Origin of the sequence: Acinetobacter sp. ANC 4204 (assembly GCF_002135205.1) — a bacterium.
Classification (GTDB): Bacteria; Pseudomonadota; Gammaproteobacteria; order Pseudomonadales; family Moraxellaceae; genus Acinetobacter.
Map to the genome: position 1 here is coordinate 237971 of NZ_NEFZ01000005.1, position 15577 is coordinate 253547.

The following is a 15577-nucleotide window of genomic DNA, read 5'->3' on the forward strand; positions in this document are numbered from 1 at the left end:
TTCTCAACAGGCTTTATCATTATGTGCTTTTTTTGGGGACAAGGGACAGTTTGATATCCCTTGTTTTAGCTGGCATCTTTGGAAGAAGCAGACTGTTCATCATCATCTTGATAAATGAATTTCGGCATTTCTAAACCAAAGTAAATTGCAATTAAACGTAAGCTAAAACCAAAGATCAAAGTCGAAATCACGGTCAGCTCAAGCGACAAACCGAGTTGAATGCAGCCCCAATAGAAAATCACTGCGACAAAAGAAATACTGGCATACAGTTCACGGCGGAACACCAAAGGCACGTCATTACACAAAATATCACGCAAGATACCGCCCGAGACTCCTGTAAGGACTCCAGCAACCGCAGACACCACAAAACCATGTCCCATTTCTAAGGCAATTTGACAGCCGATGATGGTAAAACCGATCAGGCCCAGAGCATCGAGCACCAAGAAAATATTGCGTAAATGACGCATCCACTTGGCAATCAAAATCGTCATAAAAGCGGCAAAACACGTCAGCATCAAATATTCAGGATGCTTGACCCAGGTCAGCGGATAATGTCCCAATAACACATCACGAACAGAACCACCGCCCAGTGCTGTGACACAGGCAATAATCACCACACCAAACCAATCCATACTACGCCGACCCGCTGACAGTGCACCAGTCATCGCCTCTGCCGTGATCGCTATAATATAAATAACAGTGAGTAACATCGCCTGGATTCCATATAGGCTAATTGATGCGCGCTATTCTAAGCCAAATTTTCTGAAAATTATAAAAATTGTGCACAACATTGTTTAAATTTTTTCCCTGAACCGCAAATGCACGCTTGTTTCATGGTGATTTGCATTTCAGTGGTCGGATCTAAAAAATACCATGCCTCAGCATGTTTCACAAAATGTGAAATTTCATGATGTATCTGTGCCGATTTTCCATCATGATAATGCGCTTTAAACTCGACCATGGCGTGGTTTTTATCGAGTTTCTCATTGGCGTTTACGACGTCTAACTTTAACCATTGGTTGCTTCGACTCCACTCCGCTATTGCTACAATATCGAGTGCTTGTTGCTGCCCCAACGCTGTGGTTTGCACAATGTAATCAATTTGTTGTTTGGCAAAAGCACTATAGCGTGAGCGCATCAATTGGACAGCTGTCTGCGCATGACTTTGTCCCAAATGCAAAGGCTGACAGCACTGTACATATTCTCCTTGCCCACACGGACACTCAATATGGCTCATGATTTTCCATAAAAAAAATAGCTCGACATTGCGAGCTATTTTAACCTGTTCACCCCAGTTTGAGGACGGGTTTTAAGATGATTCTTTGTGCAGATCTGACTGTGGAATTACATGCACTTTTTCAATTTTGTGCCCATCCATCGTCACCACTTCAAAAATGCAACCATCTGCTACAAGGCTAGAGCCATTTTCGGGTAAACGACCTAAATGAAAGAGGATATAGCCTGACAAGGTTGAGTACTGATCGGACTCATCGACCAAATCACGATCCAACAATAACGACACATGACGAATATCGGTTGAGCCATCGAGCATTAAGCTGCCATCTTCTAAACTTTCAGCCACATTGTCTTCAGCATCTTCATCAGGGAACTCCCCTGCAATCGCCTCTAATACGTCAATCGGGGTGGCAATCCCTTCAATCGAGCCGTATTCGTTCAAAACCAAAGCCATTTGTAGTGGGGCTTGACGCAGTTGCTCCATCACCATCAGGACTTGCGCATTTTCATGCACAATCACAGGTTCACGTAAATGTTTATCAAAATCGAGGACACCCGTTTCGATATATTCGTTTAAAACTTTATGGGTCAATACCACACCTGCAATGTTGTCTAGCTCGCCCCGTGCTACGATTAAACGTGAGTGCGTAATACTGAGCAATTGTGATTTGATCGAGGCTTCATCATCCTCTAAATCAATCCATTCCAACTCTGGACGTGGTGTCATCACGGACTTCACAGGACGCTCAGACAAACCCAACACCCCTTGTACTAGAACACTGTGATAGACCCCATTTTCAGGATCAAATACTTCATCCGCATAAGCGCGAGTTGCCAACACATCTTCAGGCTCAGAAGCATGATCACTACTTTTACCGCCCAACATCCGCAGTACCGCAGACGCAGTTTTATAGCGAAGGTCTGTGGTGGTGACCATTTTTTCTTGATTACGGCGCATGGTTTGGTTGATAAATTCAACAATCACCGAGAAACCAATGGCTGCATAGAGGTAACCTTTTGGAATATGGAAACCAAAGCCTTCTACAATCAAAGAGAAACCGATCATCATCAGGAAGCCAAGACACAAAATCACCACGGTCGGATGTTTGTTGACGAATTCCATCAAGGCCTTGGATGCCCACAGCATAATGCCCACGGCGATAATCACCGCAATCATCATTACAGACAGGTGCTTGACCATACCGACTGCAGTAATCACCGAGTCTAAAGAAAATACCGCATCCAAAACCACAATTTGGACAATCACCATCCAAAATACGGCGTTGGCAGGATTTTCTTCTTTTTGGATCACTTTGGCGTCGATGCGTTCATGTAACTCCATCGTCCCTTTAAACAGCAAGAACACCCCACCAAACAGCAAAATCAGATCACGCCCTGAGAATGGATGGTCGAAGATATGGAACAATGGTTCAGTCAGCGTCACCACCCAAGCGATAGACGCGAGTAAAACCAAGCGCATGAGCAGCGCTAACATCAGACCAACGATACGGGCTGTATTACGTTGTTCAGGAGGAAGTTTTTCTGCCAAAATCGCAATAAAAACGAGGTTATCAATCCCGAGGACAATTTCCAGCACCACCAAGGTGAGTAAGCCCACCCATGCAGAAGGATCAGACATCCATTCAAATATCATGTGATCTGCCCCCGTCGAAGGAATGTATAACGCGCATAATGATTAGGCGAATAAAAATGAAGATTCAGCACTGCTCGCTGTAAATTATTTTCGGAAAACTGAAGATGTCTTGAGTGACAACTACCACTACCCATGTTCGTTCTTGTGTTGTGAAACAAGAGCTCAGTATAGGCAAGATCTACATAAAATTCATCTTTTTTAAAAATGTCGTTTTTTTAGAGATTTAACAAATTATTACCTGATTGTTCGATTAGATACAGTGATTTGTCACATTTCTTGCTTAAACTAAGAGAGAAAAAGTAGATAAAGAAAAGGTAAAAACATACGCCATGAATAGTGAATTAAAAATATCATCTCTCAACACTGAATCAAACGTTCAAACCACTCAACCCTTGATCGCACTTTACTGTGGCTCTCGGTCAGGCAACAAACCGATTTATCAAGAAAAAGCAATTGCACTAGCCCAAGGCCTAGCAAACCACGGTTTCGGACTAGTCTATGGAGGTGCGAGTATTGGTCTGATGGGACAAGTGGCAGATGCCATGATTGCTCATGGGGGGGAAGCCGTTGGCGTCATCCCTGAGTTTATGCTGGATTATGAAATTGCACACAACCAATTGACTGAATTACATATTGTACAAACCATGCATGAACGCAAAGCATTGATGGCTGAACGTGCAAGTGCTTTTGTCGCACTACCCGGAGGCTTAGGCACTTTTGAAGAAATTTTAGAAGTGGCAACATGGGGACAACTCAATCAACACCAAAAACCCATGATGCTCTATAACGTCAATGGTTTCTATAATGCACTGATTGCCCAACTTGATCATGCCGTTCAAGAAGGTTTTCTGCCTCCACAGCACCGTGCCAAACTGATTGTGTGTAACCATGCTGAACAGATTTATTCAGCAATTGCAAACTTGGGGAGCCCAAAGCGCTTTGTGGTTTAAAGTTGTTTAAACACCTCAAAACTCTCCATACACAAAGAAGCGAGCTCAAGGCTCGCTTTTTTAACAGCTTCGTCTATTGACCATAATTCGTGACAAAGTTGTAGAACCACGGCAAAGTGGTCGCCAAAATCACCGACATGGCTAAACCAAACATCAACTTCATGGCATCTTTACTGACATTGCGCGAAGTACGGTGCTTATTCACCTCATCAAAAATCATCGACATAGCAAACTCACGACCTGCAAGTAAACCTAAGAATACCCATGTGGTACTCATTGGAATGTTGCTCCACTCCTTGAAGACCAACAAAATCAGGGCATACATAAAGTCAATAATCGTTGCAGCACGAATATCCGTTACACCTGTTTTAGTATCGACAATTTTTTGAATCGCCCCACCACGTTGGTACAAAATCAGCGCCAACAACACCACAAAGATGGTGATAGCAAACAGCAAAAATGCCAACGGAACTTGGCGTGGCACGTATACAAAAATATTGGCCAAATCTTGAATCAGCCATTGGCTCCACAAAAAAGCGGTCGATACCCACTGTAACCCAATCCAAATATGCGAAGGTTCTTCATGACGGGTTTTGGCAAAGTACTTTGCCACTTGTCGCATCACAAAACGATAGACAATAATCGCAACCACAAAAGCCACGGCATAGCCCATCATTGACTTCACCATCATCGACCCCAAACTTGCAGGCGAGAAAATGGTTAAAACCAAAAAAGTGGTACTCACAGGAATGCCGTATTTGGTCAAAAACAACAGTAAAATTGGCGGTACGATATACAGCCACGTAATCCCATTATCTGGAAATGGAATCGTCTCTAAGCGACCGTAAGAGGCATCTCCCACACCTGATGCATACCAACCATAGATCAGAACCACAACTAAAATGGTGCTGATAAAGAGCCAAAGCACCCACCATGGGCGGTGTGCATTCGATGAAATAAAGGTACCTAATGTCTGTGGCACATCATTTCCGACGATAGAATAAGCTGCTAAACAGAAGCCAATCACCATCAAGATTTCGATTGTCATAAAACAAACCTTTTGCAGAATCTTTCCAACAGCCTGCCATTGAAGCTTTGGCAGAGATTATGACGGTTTTATTTCATTTTCATGACATTATTGTCATATATTTTTTGTAGCGCCATAAAAAAGAGCACCACTGTGCTCTTTATTTAAACTAAGCTATTAATTTAGCTTTACTTCATAAACTGACGTCGTACCACTGACTTCATTCCCCACTACCAATAAAGGTCGAGCATTTGGTGAATTTTTCGCCGCGATAAAGATCAAACCTTCTGGGCCAAGGTCTCCTTGCTTCGTGACTTCTGTTTCGGTGGTGTTGCGATGGTTCAGGTACTGAACAAATTTAGCCTGATTCGGGTTGCTAATGTCATAGACCATGATGCCACTGGCACGCTCAAGTCCAATAAAGGCAAAGGTCTTTTCACCAATTTTACCCAGAGTCACTCCTTCAGGTTCAGGGCCTTTGTTGTCACTACGGTCATCAAATTTAAATGTTTCATGATTGCTATTAAATTGATGTGGAAACAACTCCGCAATTTTTCGCTCAAACTCACTGCCCGAGTCCCACACAATCTGCTTGGTTTCAGGGTCGACAATACTTACCGAACGACCACCATAAGCATATAATTTGTCATACGTCAGACGACCATTTTCATCCAACTTCGGCAGACCTGTCAGTGGATCTTTTTGATAACCTTGAGTCCAACTAATGGTCAAACGTCCAATTTGTGCGTCTTTAATTAAATTGTCCGCACAGACTTCTGTTGCGTCAGCCGTTTGACAAGGTTTAAACACCTCTGGGTTTAATTTTGCCCCTTTCACACCTGGCGCAAGCTGACGTAAATGTGCTGCATAATCGCCTTTGGCATCAAAACCTGCTTTTTTAAACAAGTGTTTGATACGTATCTCTTCTGCATAACCAGCATTTAAGTCCGCGCCTTCAAAGTATTTGGCTTCATCCTTTAACCATTCACGGGCATCCCCTTCATTGGCCGTGACCAAATAGGTTTTACCCTTGGCTTGATATTGTGCAATGGCATCGGGCATATACATGCCATATAGTCCCGGCCAAGAGCGGATATTGATCATGCCTGCATCTTTTGCACATTCTGTAATACTACGCCCCAACGAGTCTTGACCAATAGCACAGTCACGGTCACTGCCATCTAAGGCATTTTCAGGCAAGCTATGGTCTTTGTAGCCCATCGGGAAAAGATCAACAAATTGATTTTTTTCTAGGTCTAAAACCCCAATCGCATTGTTTTCCTGCAAACTGACCCATGCTTTTTTTCCATCAGCACTCACCGCGATGTACTCAGGCTCCAAATCCTGTGCTACAGAGGTGGTTTGAATACCTACGGTCGCGACATTTGAGTATTGGCTGATGTCTGGACCAAAAATACGAATCCCTGCATCCAATAATTCTTGTTTACGGTCATTCCATGCTTGAAAACCTGCTATGTTTGCTGTTGGTTTTTGAATGTCAGAAACATCAATAATACTAACCGAACCCTCAGGATCAATTTGATAACCCTCATTCGGTTCCGCCTCATTGGCAACCAACACCTTTCGACCATCAGGTGTGAAGGTTAGCATATCGGGTAAAGCACCGACCTTGACTTGGCTAATATAAGACAAATCTTGTGCTTTAAAGAAAGCCACGATACCAGTTTGGGTTTTATCCTCAGCCTGAACCGCAAGCGCAACGATACCATTATGCACCGCGACACTATTCACTTCGGAATTGGCTAAATAAGTTTTGGCATCCAAAGACTGAATATATGTCGGCTGCGCTGGTTTGGAGAAATCCAAAACATCGACCATGCCTTTTTGAGCATTTACCACGAATAGGCGCTGACTCGCAGCATCATAAGCGGGTATCTCCGCTGCATTCTGCCCAAATACCCCCGACGCATAACTTGCAAGCTTGACCAGTTCAATATTATTCGGCGTAACTTCCTCAACAACAGGTGGGGATGTAATGGTTTGTTCATCATCACTGCCATTACATCCCACTAAACCCAGTCCCATCCAAGCTAAAAATACGGCACTATATGTTTTGTTCATCATGATCTAAATATCGGTTCAAATTTGACCAATGTATGACGCAAGCGTTGCAGTTCAATGTCGTATAGATGTCAATTTGATGGCAGGTGATAAATGCACTTTCACAACATCAGTTCTGTATAAATTGGGCTAAACTGTTTAAAAATTTCACTTTGTTGTATCTATGAATCAAACGCCAACCCATCAAGCGCTCGCTCCTGAGTACCGTCTTTTGGTACTTCTGGTTTCGATTGGCTTTTTTATGCAAGGCTTAGATACCACCATTGTGAATACCGCTCTACCTGCTATGGCCATCAGCCTAAATGAGGACCCGCTCCAAATGCATAGCGTGGTGGTGGCCTATGTGCTTGCCGTGGCTGCCTGTATTCCCTTGAGTGGTTGGCTTGCAGACCGTTTTGGGGTGCGCAATACCTATTTCAGTGCCATTATCATTTTTACTCTTGCTTCACTGGGCTGTGGTTTTTCTGAAAGCTTAAATGAATTATTGTTCTATCGCGTACTCCAAGGCGTAGGCGGTGCATTATTGCTCCCTGTTGGCCGTTTAGCCATGCTCAAGGTCATCCCGCGGACGCAGTTCTTATCCGCAATGAGCTTAATGAGCCTCGCGGGACTGATTGGCCCACTCATTGGCCCAACACTTGGTGGCTGGCTGGTCGAAGTCAGCACATGGCATTGGATTTTCCTGATTAACCTCCCCATGGGGCTGTTAGGGGTCCTGATTAGTTTTAAAGCCATGCCGAATGTCACCGAACAGAATGTGCCACGTTTTGACTTTTGGGGTTTTATCCTACTGGTCATTACCATGGCAGGACTCTCTTTAGGCATTGAAAATTTTGCTAGCCCACATCTAACTTTATGGTGGAGCCTCGGATTAGTTGGATTGAGTTTGGTCACTGCACTTTGGTATGCCTATCATGCGCATACGCATCAAAATGCCTTATTTCGTAGCAAGCTGTTTGGTAACCGCATCTATGCCGTGGGTATTTTAGGCAATTTCTTTGCTCGCCTCGGTGGCAATGCCATGCCCTTTCTCATGCCTTTGATGCTACAACTGGCCTTTGGCTTTGAACCCTTAATTACAGGGCTATTAATGATTCCCACAGTGCTAGGTTCATTGGCATCCAAACCCATCATTCGTCAACTGATACAACGCTTTGGTTATCGCCACGTCCTTTTAGTGAATACCCTATTGGTCGGTGCATGTATTGCCAGCTTCGCACTCAACACCGCAGATACCCCAATCTGGCTGCGCGCGCTGCATTTCTTTGTTTTTGGCATGCTGAACTCACTGCAATTTGTATCTATGAATACCCTTACCCTGAAAGATCTGCCACAACAAGATGCCAGCAGTGGTAACAGTTTCTTGTCGATGATCATGATGGTGTCGATGAGTATTGGTGTAGCCTTGGCGGGTACTTTGGTCAATGTCTTTACGGCGTATTTGGGCACAGAGCATATCGTCATGGCATTCCATAATACCTTGATTGTATTGGGCTGTATTAACCTGATTACTGCTGCTATTTTTTGGCATATCCCCAAAGACACCGCAGATTAACAACAGATACAAAGTACGGCCATTCACTGAGCATAATCATCATGGTCAGTTCAGTGAATTCAAGCTATGATGATGATGAGCTAAAAATCAACACCTGCAAAAGCATGCCTGCAAGAAAAAAAGCCACCGCTTCTCGAAAAACATCATTAGCCTATTACACAGCCGCCTGTGTAATAGTGCTCTGTATCGGTCTCGGAATCACCTATTTTTTCTTGCAGAACAATGTCGCATCTGCTCAAGAGTATCCCGTAAAAGGCTTTGATGTATCTCATCATCAGGGCGATATTCAATGGCAATCCATTTCTCCCAAAGAGTTTAAATTCGTCTATTTAAAAGCTACCGAAGGTGGCGATTTTAAAGATCGAAAGTTTCAGGACAACTGGCTTAAAGCACGTGAGCACGGCTTCTTAGTCGGAGCCTATCATTTTTATCGTTTATGTCGTGATGGGCAGATTCAAGCGCAAAACTTTATTGAAACCGTGCCAAAGAAAAAAGATAGCTTGCCACCTGTGATTGATTTGGAATATGACAGTAACTGTATTAATACCTACACCAAAGAACAGCTGCTCAAAGAAATTCAGGTCATGCACGATAAACTGCACGAACACTATGGTTTACAGCCGATCTTTTATACCTCTAAGGCATTTTATAATATTGTTTTAGTCGATAAGTTTAAGAATACACCGCTTTGGATTCGTGAATATCAAGGTCAACCTGAACTCAAGGGCAATCCAAAATGGACCTTTTGGCAACACACTAGCCAAGGACAAATTAAAGGTGTTCCTACCTTGGTTGATCTCAATGTATTTCATGGTTCAGAACAAGAGTGGATACACTTTTTAGAACGCCAAGGACTTTATCAACTGCCACAAAATTTACCCATTAAATAAGTCACCCACCTTCATCTTTAACAAAAAAAAAGAACATGAAGACAAACTATGTCGCGCATAGCGGATGAAAGGCTTCGCAATCGAGAGAGATAGTGCCATACTTTAGCTGAACCTCTACATCAAAACCGAGTATGCGAAAAATCATTCACATCGACATGGATGCCTTCTACGCATCTGTAGAGTTGCTTGAACGTCCAGATTTAAAGCACTTGCCTGTGGTCATTTCTTCGCACCATCCTCGTGCCGTTATTGCAGCCGCATCCTACCCTGCACGTCAATATGGTCTCCGTTCAGCGATGTCGATGACTCAAGCCAAAAAACGCTGCCCTCAAGTGGTCGTGATTGAACCCAACTTTTCTAAATATCGGGCAGTTTCAGAACAGATTCATACTATTTTCCAACGTTATACGACCCTCATTGAACCCCTTTCTTTGGATGAAGCCTATTTAGATGTCACTGAAAATTTACAACAACTGGCCAGCGCCACAGAAGTGGCTGAGCGCATTCGCGCTGATATTTTTCAAAGCACAGGACTGACCGCCTCGGCGGGTGTTGCACCCAATAAATTTCTCGCCAAAGTTGCTTCGGACTGGAATAAACCCAATGGGATCTGTGTGATTAAACCCTCACACGTTCAGCAGTTTATTCAGCACTTAGCGCTTAAAAAAATCCCTGGTGTCGGTAAAGTCATGCAAGAAAAGTTAAAAAGCTTAAATCTTGAGACTTTAGGCGATCTACAAAAATTAGATGAAAATGTACTCATTCACCATTTTGGCAAATACGGCAAACAACTGTTTTTATATGCGCAAGGGATAGATGAACGTCCTGTACAAGCAGAACGTGAACGTCAGCAAATCTCAAAAGAAACGACCTTTGATGATGACTTAAGCATTGAACAATGCATGCCATTTTGGCCCCAGTTGATTGAACAAGTTTGGCGAAGTCTCGAGAAAAAACAACTGTATGCTCGTGGCGTCACCGTCAAACTTAAACTCAAGAATTTTCAGACTTTACAGCATAGCAAAAGCTTTAAAATACCTCTTAAACATCAGGCAGAACTACAACTCATCTTAGACAGCCTGCTCAAAGACATGCATATCAGGCCAGAGCAATGCTTTCGATTAGTGGGTGTTGGTGTTTATGCGCTTTCTCACAAAGAAGTACTTCCTCAACTCTCCTTATGGGAAGATGAAATACCCAAATGAGCTATTTTTTAACCAAAAGAACAAAAATAATGCAATTTAGCATTCACAATATCCTTTTTTAGAGTAATCTAATGGCGCGCTACATTTATCCATGTAAGCGCTGAGATGCTAAAACTCACCTTTACTTTTAGCATAACGTCCTGTGATTGGTGTGACGATCAAATCCAAAGATTACAGGGCATCTCTGATGCTCATCACGACATACTGCTTTTACATCGTGTAGCATTTTAGCCTTATCAAAATAACAATAACTATCTACAAGTAATTTTCATCCCTCATTCCAACTCAGACTAAGCACTTCTTTTTATTTTTACACCACACTTTTCAAATCATCACCATATACTCTCAAAGTCAGTACCACTCTCTTCTGAGTCATTTTAGAACCCCAAAAAACCTTAATACTGTAAATAACGGGATTGCGAGCGAGTGATCATCTGTCGCACTTGACTTTGTGATAGGCTATCGAGGTATATATCATGATCTTTAATTCTACACGCACAGGGCTCTCACATGGCTGTTCAACGTTTGCATGTCTCAAATCGCTTTTCTGAAGTGGCAATTGCTGGAAACCTCATTCATTTAGCAGGACAATTGGCTTCTGACTTTGATTTAGATATTAAAGGACAAACTCAACAGACTTTCGACATGATCGACCAATTTCTTGCAGATGCAGGCACAGACAAAAGCCATATTTTATCTGTGACAATTTATTTAAAAGATATTGAACAAGATTATGCTGCGTTTAATGAAGTATGGGATGCATGGGTTGCCGATATTGATGCATTACCTCGTACTTGTGTTGAAGCAAAACTCTATGATCCACGTGTCTTGGTCGAGTTAACAGTTGTTGCGGTTAAACCTGAATAAATAAATTATTCATCATAAAAGACATGGATCGCATGTTTTTTATGATGAACTTCAAAGCTCAACTAGCCAAGCACACGTAATTTTCGTGTTTGTGCATCATTATAATAGTCGTACTTTTTTGAGGTTTTCTTATCTTTGTTTAAACGTGTTGGGAGATAGACATCTCCATAAAAATCTTCACGTAACTGATGATATTCAGGTACTTCTTCATAACGGATGACTTTATAGCCCGCCATATCGAGTATCGCATCCTGAAATTGGGACTTTTGTGGGCGTTTCAAGGAAAGTGGGTCATCTAAAGCCACGACAGCAACCACTTGCTGCATCCCATCTACCACCACAAAATCGGCCACCAAGTTACGATATTTACTTCGTGTACGTGAAAATTTAGTTGTCAATAAAGCATCATAAGAAACATGTGCAAGTATCGTATGATGAGGTAAAATTTCTTTCAATCGTGTATAGGTTAATTGTTCATTTACATTGAAAATAGCGCGCTGCCTTAATGCACTATCCTGTTGTTTTGTTTTTGGAATTAAACCCTTACTCGCCAAAATCATGGACAGTAGTAGTATCACACTACCAATTACTATATAAATTGTCATATTCGTATCCTTCTCATATTTATTATAATTTCCGGTCTCACACCGATTTTTATGCGATCAGTATAGCGTGCTGATCATTTTCCCAAACCACGAAATAAAAAATTACAGCTAAATTTGACCAAATGGTTATAAAACTAAACAAATCTTTTCAATGTCATTTGATGTAACATTTATTGCAACTGCGCAAACAACGACATCATTTATTTAGCTAGTTCATACTGTAATAGACTCAATCCTTAGGGTGCAATACTATTTTAGTCTATGCCAAATTTTTCCCGACAAATGACAAAAATCCCTAGAGTAAAGTCTTTTAACTGCTTATAAAAATAATATCGCATAAAAAAGGATGCCAAGGCACCCTTCTTAGTTTCAGTTCCGATTAAGCACGCGACTTAGACTTCGGTTTTGATTTTGAATGTCCAAATGGCTTCTTGGCATCACCTGTTTCACGCGGTGGTAAACCTGTATGTTGCGTCAAAATCTGACCACGCTCAGGACGCTTCTTGGTATTTGACGGACGAGATTGATTTTTCGCTTGTTGGTTACGATTCTCACCATTACGCTTTTGCGAATCACCATCCACGGTTGAGTTCTTTTTACGCGCAGATTGATACTGCCCCTCTGTCCCTTGCGGTTGATAGGTTGGAATCAAATGCTGTTTCGAGTTACCAATCAAGTCTTGGCGGCCCATCTCTTTTAAAGCATCACGCAGCAAAGGCCAGTTGTTTGGATCATGATAACGCAAGAATGCTTTGTGCAAACGACGACGCTTCTCACCTTTCACAATATCCACATCTTCAGTATACCGCGCCACTTTAGCTAATGGGTTCTTACCCGTGTGATACATGGTGGTCGCTGTTGCCATTGGCGATGGATAGAAAGTCTGTACCTGATCGGCACGGAAACCATTTTTCTTCAGCCAAATCGCCAAATTCATCATGTCATATTCGGTCGTACCCGGATGCGCAGCAATAAAGTACGGAATGAGATACTGCTCTTTACCCGCTTCCTTACTGAATCGATCAAACATTTGTTTAAAACGATCATAGGTCCCGATGCCCGGTTTCATCATCTTCGACAATGGACCTTTTTCGGTATGTTCCGGGGCAATTTTTAAATAACCACCAACGTGATGTTGTACCAACTCTTTGACATATTCAGGGTTTAACACCGCCAAGTCATAACGCAGACCCGAACCAATCAGAATCTTTTTGATGCCTTTAATGGCGCGTGCTTTACGATATAGCTGCGTTAAAGGGGCATGATCGGTATGTAAGTTTTGACACACACCCGGATAAACACAGGATGGTTTACGACAATTCTTTTCAATCTCAGGGTCTTTACAGTGCAAACGATACATGTTTGCTGTAGGTCCACCCAAGTCAGAAATGATGCCGGTAAAGCCTGGTGCGGTATCACGAATCTTTTCAACTTCACGCAAAATTGATTCTTCTGAACGGTTTTGAATGATACGACCTTCATGTTCTGTAATCGAACAGAAGGTACACCCCCCGAAACAGCCACGCATGATGTTCACAGAGAACTTAATCATATCAAATGCAGGGAAACGCGCATCCCCATACACAGGATGGGGTAGACGTGCATAAGGTAAATCAAACACATAGTCCATTTCTTCCGTGGTTAGCGGAATCGGTGGCGCATTTAACCAAACATCACGCTCACCATGCTTTTGTACCAAAGCACGTGCATTTCCTGGATTGGTTTCAAGATGTAAAATACGGTTGGCATGTGCATATAAAACTGGATCATCTGCCACTGCTTCAAATGCAGGCAAACGAATCACAGCCAGTTCACGTGGCGGTAATTTATGTTTAATTGCCTTTGAAGACGGCTGTAATTGCACAATTTGTGTATCAGGATCAAGTTGATCCCCTTCACGAACAATTTGATTTGTCACAATTTCTTTTTGGAAATTTTGGTATTGGGTTAAAGAATTACCCTTATCTTTTTCAATTTCACAGCCATCTAAATCTTCAGTCATCACATAAGGATTGATAATCGGATCAACGCGACCAACGGTATCTACATCATTTGATGCAATTTCCACAAACTTGGCTTTAGATGGGCGGTTTAACTTATTCACAATAAATGCCGTGCCACGAACATCGGTAATTTCGTGAATTTTTTCGCCTTTGGCTAAACGATGCATCACCTCAGTAATCGAACGCTCGCCATTACCATACATCAAGAGATCGGCTTTTGAGTCCATCAACACTGAACGACGAACTTTATCTGACCAATAGTCATAATGTGCAATACGACGTAAAGACGCTTCAATTCCACCTAGCAATACAGGCACATCTGGAAATGCTTCACGCACACGCTGGCAATACACGGTTGCTGCACGGTCTGGACGTTTATTGGGTAAGTTATCTGGCGAATAGGCATCATCAGAACGAATTTTACGATCAGCCGTATAACGGTTGATCATCGAATCCATATTCCCAGCAGTCACCCCCCAAGCAATATTGGGCTTACCTAAAACACGAAAAGCTTCAACATTAGTCCAATCTGGTTGCGCAATAATGCCGACACGGAAACCTTGTGCTTCTAACGTACGACCAATAATGCCCGAACAAAATGATGGATGATCAATATAAGCATCACCGCAGACCAAAATAAAGTCGCAACTATCCCAACCGAGTTGATCCATTTCCTCGCGCGACATCGGCAAAAATGGCGCAGGTTCAAAGCATGACGCCCAATATTTGTCGTAATCAAACAACGCTGTAGGCGCGGTCTGCATAGTATAAGCAGTAGACATGGCTAGCAATTCTCGGCTGGCAGATGAAAGATCTCAAATAGAGATCAAAGATGAAAGCCGATCATTTTACCATGAATTATATTCACCTTGCTTGATTATAATTTATACAACCTAGCTTAATTGATAATCAACTTATTAGAAGAATTATTCCAAGCAAACCTATCTCTTTTATGAAAACCACAATAAAAAAGATAAAATGCTTAATAAATGAAATATATAGATTAACCCGAATCATGGATAAGAAATAGGCTTGAAAAAGAAGAGGACTAGAGCTATCAGTTGAGTTACCACACCAAACTCACAACTCTAGTCCTTATGTTCGATAGTACAGAATTATTTTGTGTAATTGATGATTTCTTCTTAAAATTTGAAGCGACTTACTGGAAATTTCTTAAAGAATGTCACCATTGCCTAAGAATTCGAACCGCTCAACTGAGTATTTCAGAAATCATCTTCATTGCGATTTGGTATAAATGTTCTCATTTTAATAACTTCAAAACATTCTTCTCATCGTTGAAACAAGACAAAAGCCATTTATTTAAAAGTTTACCCTGTTATCAGCGCATGATTCATTTAGTGAATACACATCAACTCGCTTTACATGCCTTGCATTTCGCTGTGATGAAAGATCATCAAAGTTCGTATTTATTGATTGATTCAACTACTTTGCCAGTCTGTAAAAATCAGCGTATTCAGCGACATAAATCCATATCATCAATTG

Annotated in this window: 12 protein-coding genes and 1 pseudogene; 6 read left to right on the plus strand and 7 right to left on the minus strand. The window is 42.0% G+C overall.

Annotated elements, in window-relative coordinates; genetic code table 11:
• Positions 1 to 65: 65 nt before the first annotated feature.
• The 3 genes from B9T36_RS12505 to B9T36_RS12515 all read right to left on the minus strand — a co-directional run bounded on the left by B9T36_RS12505 (position 66) and on the right by B9T36_RS12515 (position 2890).
• Positions 66 to 710, minus strand: a complete 645-nt coding sequence (locus B9T36_RS12505; protein WP_086209796.1) for a trimeric intracellular cation channel family protein — start codon at positions 708 to 710, stop codon at positions 66 to 68.
• A gap of 59 nt (positions 711 to 769) precedes the next feature.
• Complete coding sequence (locus B9T36_RS12510; protein ID WP_086209797.1) at positions 770 to 1237, minus strand: YchJ family protein; 468 nt, start codon at positions 1235 to 1237, stop codon at positions 770 to 772.
• A 72-nt stretch (positions 1238 to 1309) separates the two neighbouring features.
• Positions 1310 to 2890, minus strand: a complete 1581-nt coding sequence (locus B9T36_RS12515) for a TerC family protein (protein WP_086209798.1) — start codon at positions 2888 to 2890, stop codon at positions 1310 to 1312.
• 329 nt (positions 2891 to 3219) lie between these two features.
• On the opposite strand from B9T36_RS12515, the gene B9T36_RS12520 reads away from it, so the two are divergent.
• A complete protein-coding gene (locus B9T36_RS12520; protein WP_086209799.1) occupies positions 3220 to 3840 on the plus strand; it encodes a TIGR00730 family Rossman fold protein in 621 nt (206 codons plus the stop codon).
• A gap of 73 nt (positions 3841 to 3913) precedes the next feature.
• On the opposite strand, the gene B9T36_RS12525 is transcribed toward B9T36_RS12520, so the two are convergent.
• Entirely contained in the window at positions 3914 to 4888 is a 975-nt protein-coding gene (locus B9T36_RS12525; protein WP_086209800.1) for a hypothetical protein, read from the minus strand.
• Between the two features lie 156 nt (positions 4889 to 5044).
• Positions 5045 to 6952: a choice-of-anchor I family protein gene (locus tag B9T36_RS12530; RefSeq protein ID WP_086209801.1), complete on the minus strand. Its 1908-nt coding sequence runs from the start codon at positions 6950 to 6952 to the stop codon at positions 5045 to 5047.
• 160 nt (positions 6953 to 7112) lie between these two features.
• Between B9T36_RS12530 and mdtD the strand changes: the two genes are divergently transcribed.
• From mdtD to B9T36_RS12550, 4 genes are all read left to right on the plus strand, one after another.
• A complete protein-coding gene (mdtD, locus tag B9T36_RS12535; protein WP_086209802.1) occupies positions 7113 to 8504 on the plus strand; it encodes a multidrug transporter subunit MdtD in 1392 nt (463 codons plus the stop codon).
• 41 nt (positions 8505 to 8545) lie between these two features.
• The gene (locus B9T36_RS12540; RefSeq protein WP_416202563.1) at positions 8546 to 9394 is read left to right on the plus strand and encodes a GH25 family lysozyme; all 849 of its coding nucleotides are present in this window, start codon (positions 8546 to 8548) and stop codon (positions 9392 to 9394) included.
• Between the two features lie 131 nt (positions 9395 to 9525).
• On the plus strand, positions 9526 to 10599 hold the full coding sequence (gene dinB, locus B9T36_RS12545) for a DNA polymerase IV (protein WP_086209803.1): 1074 nt from the start codon (positions 9526 to 9528) through the stop codon (positions 10597 to 10599).
• Between the two features lie 510 nt (positions 10600 to 11109).
• The gene (locus B9T36_RS12550; protein ID WP_086209804.1) at positions 11110 to 11466 is read left to right on the plus strand and encodes a RidA family protein; all 357 of its coding nucleotides are present in this window, start codon (positions 11110 to 11112) and stop codon (positions 11464 to 11466) included.
• A gap of 62 nt (positions 11467 to 11528) precedes the next feature.
• Here the strand turns inward: B9T36_RS12550 and B9T36_RS12555 are convergent, their stop codons facing one another.
• Together B9T36_RS12555 and B9T36_RS12560 are read right to left on the minus strand one after the other, a co-directional pair.
• On the minus strand, positions 11529 to 12071 hold the full coding sequence (locus B9T36_RS12555) for a DUF2726 domain-containing protein (protein ID WP_086209805.1): 543 nt from the start codon (positions 12069 to 12071) through the stop codon (positions 11529 to 11531).
• Between the two features lie 379 nt (positions 12072 to 12450).
• Positions 12451 to 14856 (minus strand): YgiQ family radical SAM protein, encoded by a 2406-nt coding sequence (locus tag B9T36_RS12560; RefSeq protein WP_086209806.1) that lies wholly within the window; start codon positions 14854 to 14856, stop codon positions 12451 to 12453.
• Positions 14857 to 15171: 315 nt separating this feature from the next.
• Here B9T36_RS12560 and B9T36_RS12565 point away from each other — a divergent pair.
• Positions 15172 to 15577 (plus strand): annotated as a pseudogene (locus tag B9T36_RS12565) (IS982 family transposase); the annotation flags it as partial.

What these genes read in the sequence shown, in the direction of transcription:
- B9T36_RS12505 (WP_086209796.1), bottom strand. Translation starts at nt 710, where the DNA reads ATGTTACTCACTGTTATTTATATTATAGCGATCACGGCAGAGGCGATG.
- B9T36_RS12510 (WP_086209797.1), bottom strand. Translation starts at nt 1,237, where the DNA reads ATGAGCCATATTGAGTGTCCGTGTGGGCAAGGAGAATATGTACAGTGC.
- B9T36_RS12515 (WP_086209798.1), bottom strand. Translation starts at nt 2,890, where the DNA reads ATGATATTTGAATGGATGTCTGATCCTTCTGCATGGGTGGGCTTACTC.
- B9T36_RS12520 (WP_086209799.1), top strand. Translation starts at nt 3,220, where the DNA reads ATGAATAGTGAATTAAAAATATCATCTCTCAACACTGAATCAAACGTT.
- B9T36_RS12525 (WP_086209800.1), bottom strand. Translation starts at nt 4,888, where the DNA reads ATGACAATCGAAATCTTGATGGTGATTGGCTTCTGTTTAGCAGCTTAT.
- B9T36_RS12530 (WP_086209801.1), bottom strand. Translation starts at nt 6,952, where the DNA reads ATGATGAACAAAACATATAGTGCCGTATTTTTAGCTTGGATGGGACTG.
- mdtD (WP_086209802.1), top strand. Translation starts at nt 7,113, where the DNA reads ATGAATCAAACGCCAACCCATCAAGCGCTCGCTCCTGAGTACCGTCTT.
- B9T36_RS12540 (WP_416202563.1), top strand. Translation starts at nt 8,546, where the DNA reads ATGGTCAGTTCAGTGAATTCAAGCTATGATGATGATGAGCTAAAAATC.
- dinB (WP_086209803.1), top strand. Translation starts at nt 9,526, where the DNA reads ATGCGAAAAATCATTCACATCGACATGGATGCCTTCTACGCATCTGTA.
- B9T36_RS12550 (WP_086209804.1), top strand. Translation starts at nt 11,110, where the DNA reads ATGGCTGTTCAACGTTTGCATGTCTCAAATCGCTTTTCTGAAGTGGCA.
- B9T36_RS12555 (WP_086209805.1), bottom strand. Translation starts at nt 12,071, where the DNA reads ATGACAATTTATATAGTAATTGGTAGTGTGATACTACTACTGTCCATG.
- B9T36_RS12560 (WP_086209806.1), bottom strand. Translation starts at nt 14,856, where the DNA reads ATGTCTACTGCTTATACTATGCAGACCGCGCCTACAGCGTTGTTTGAT.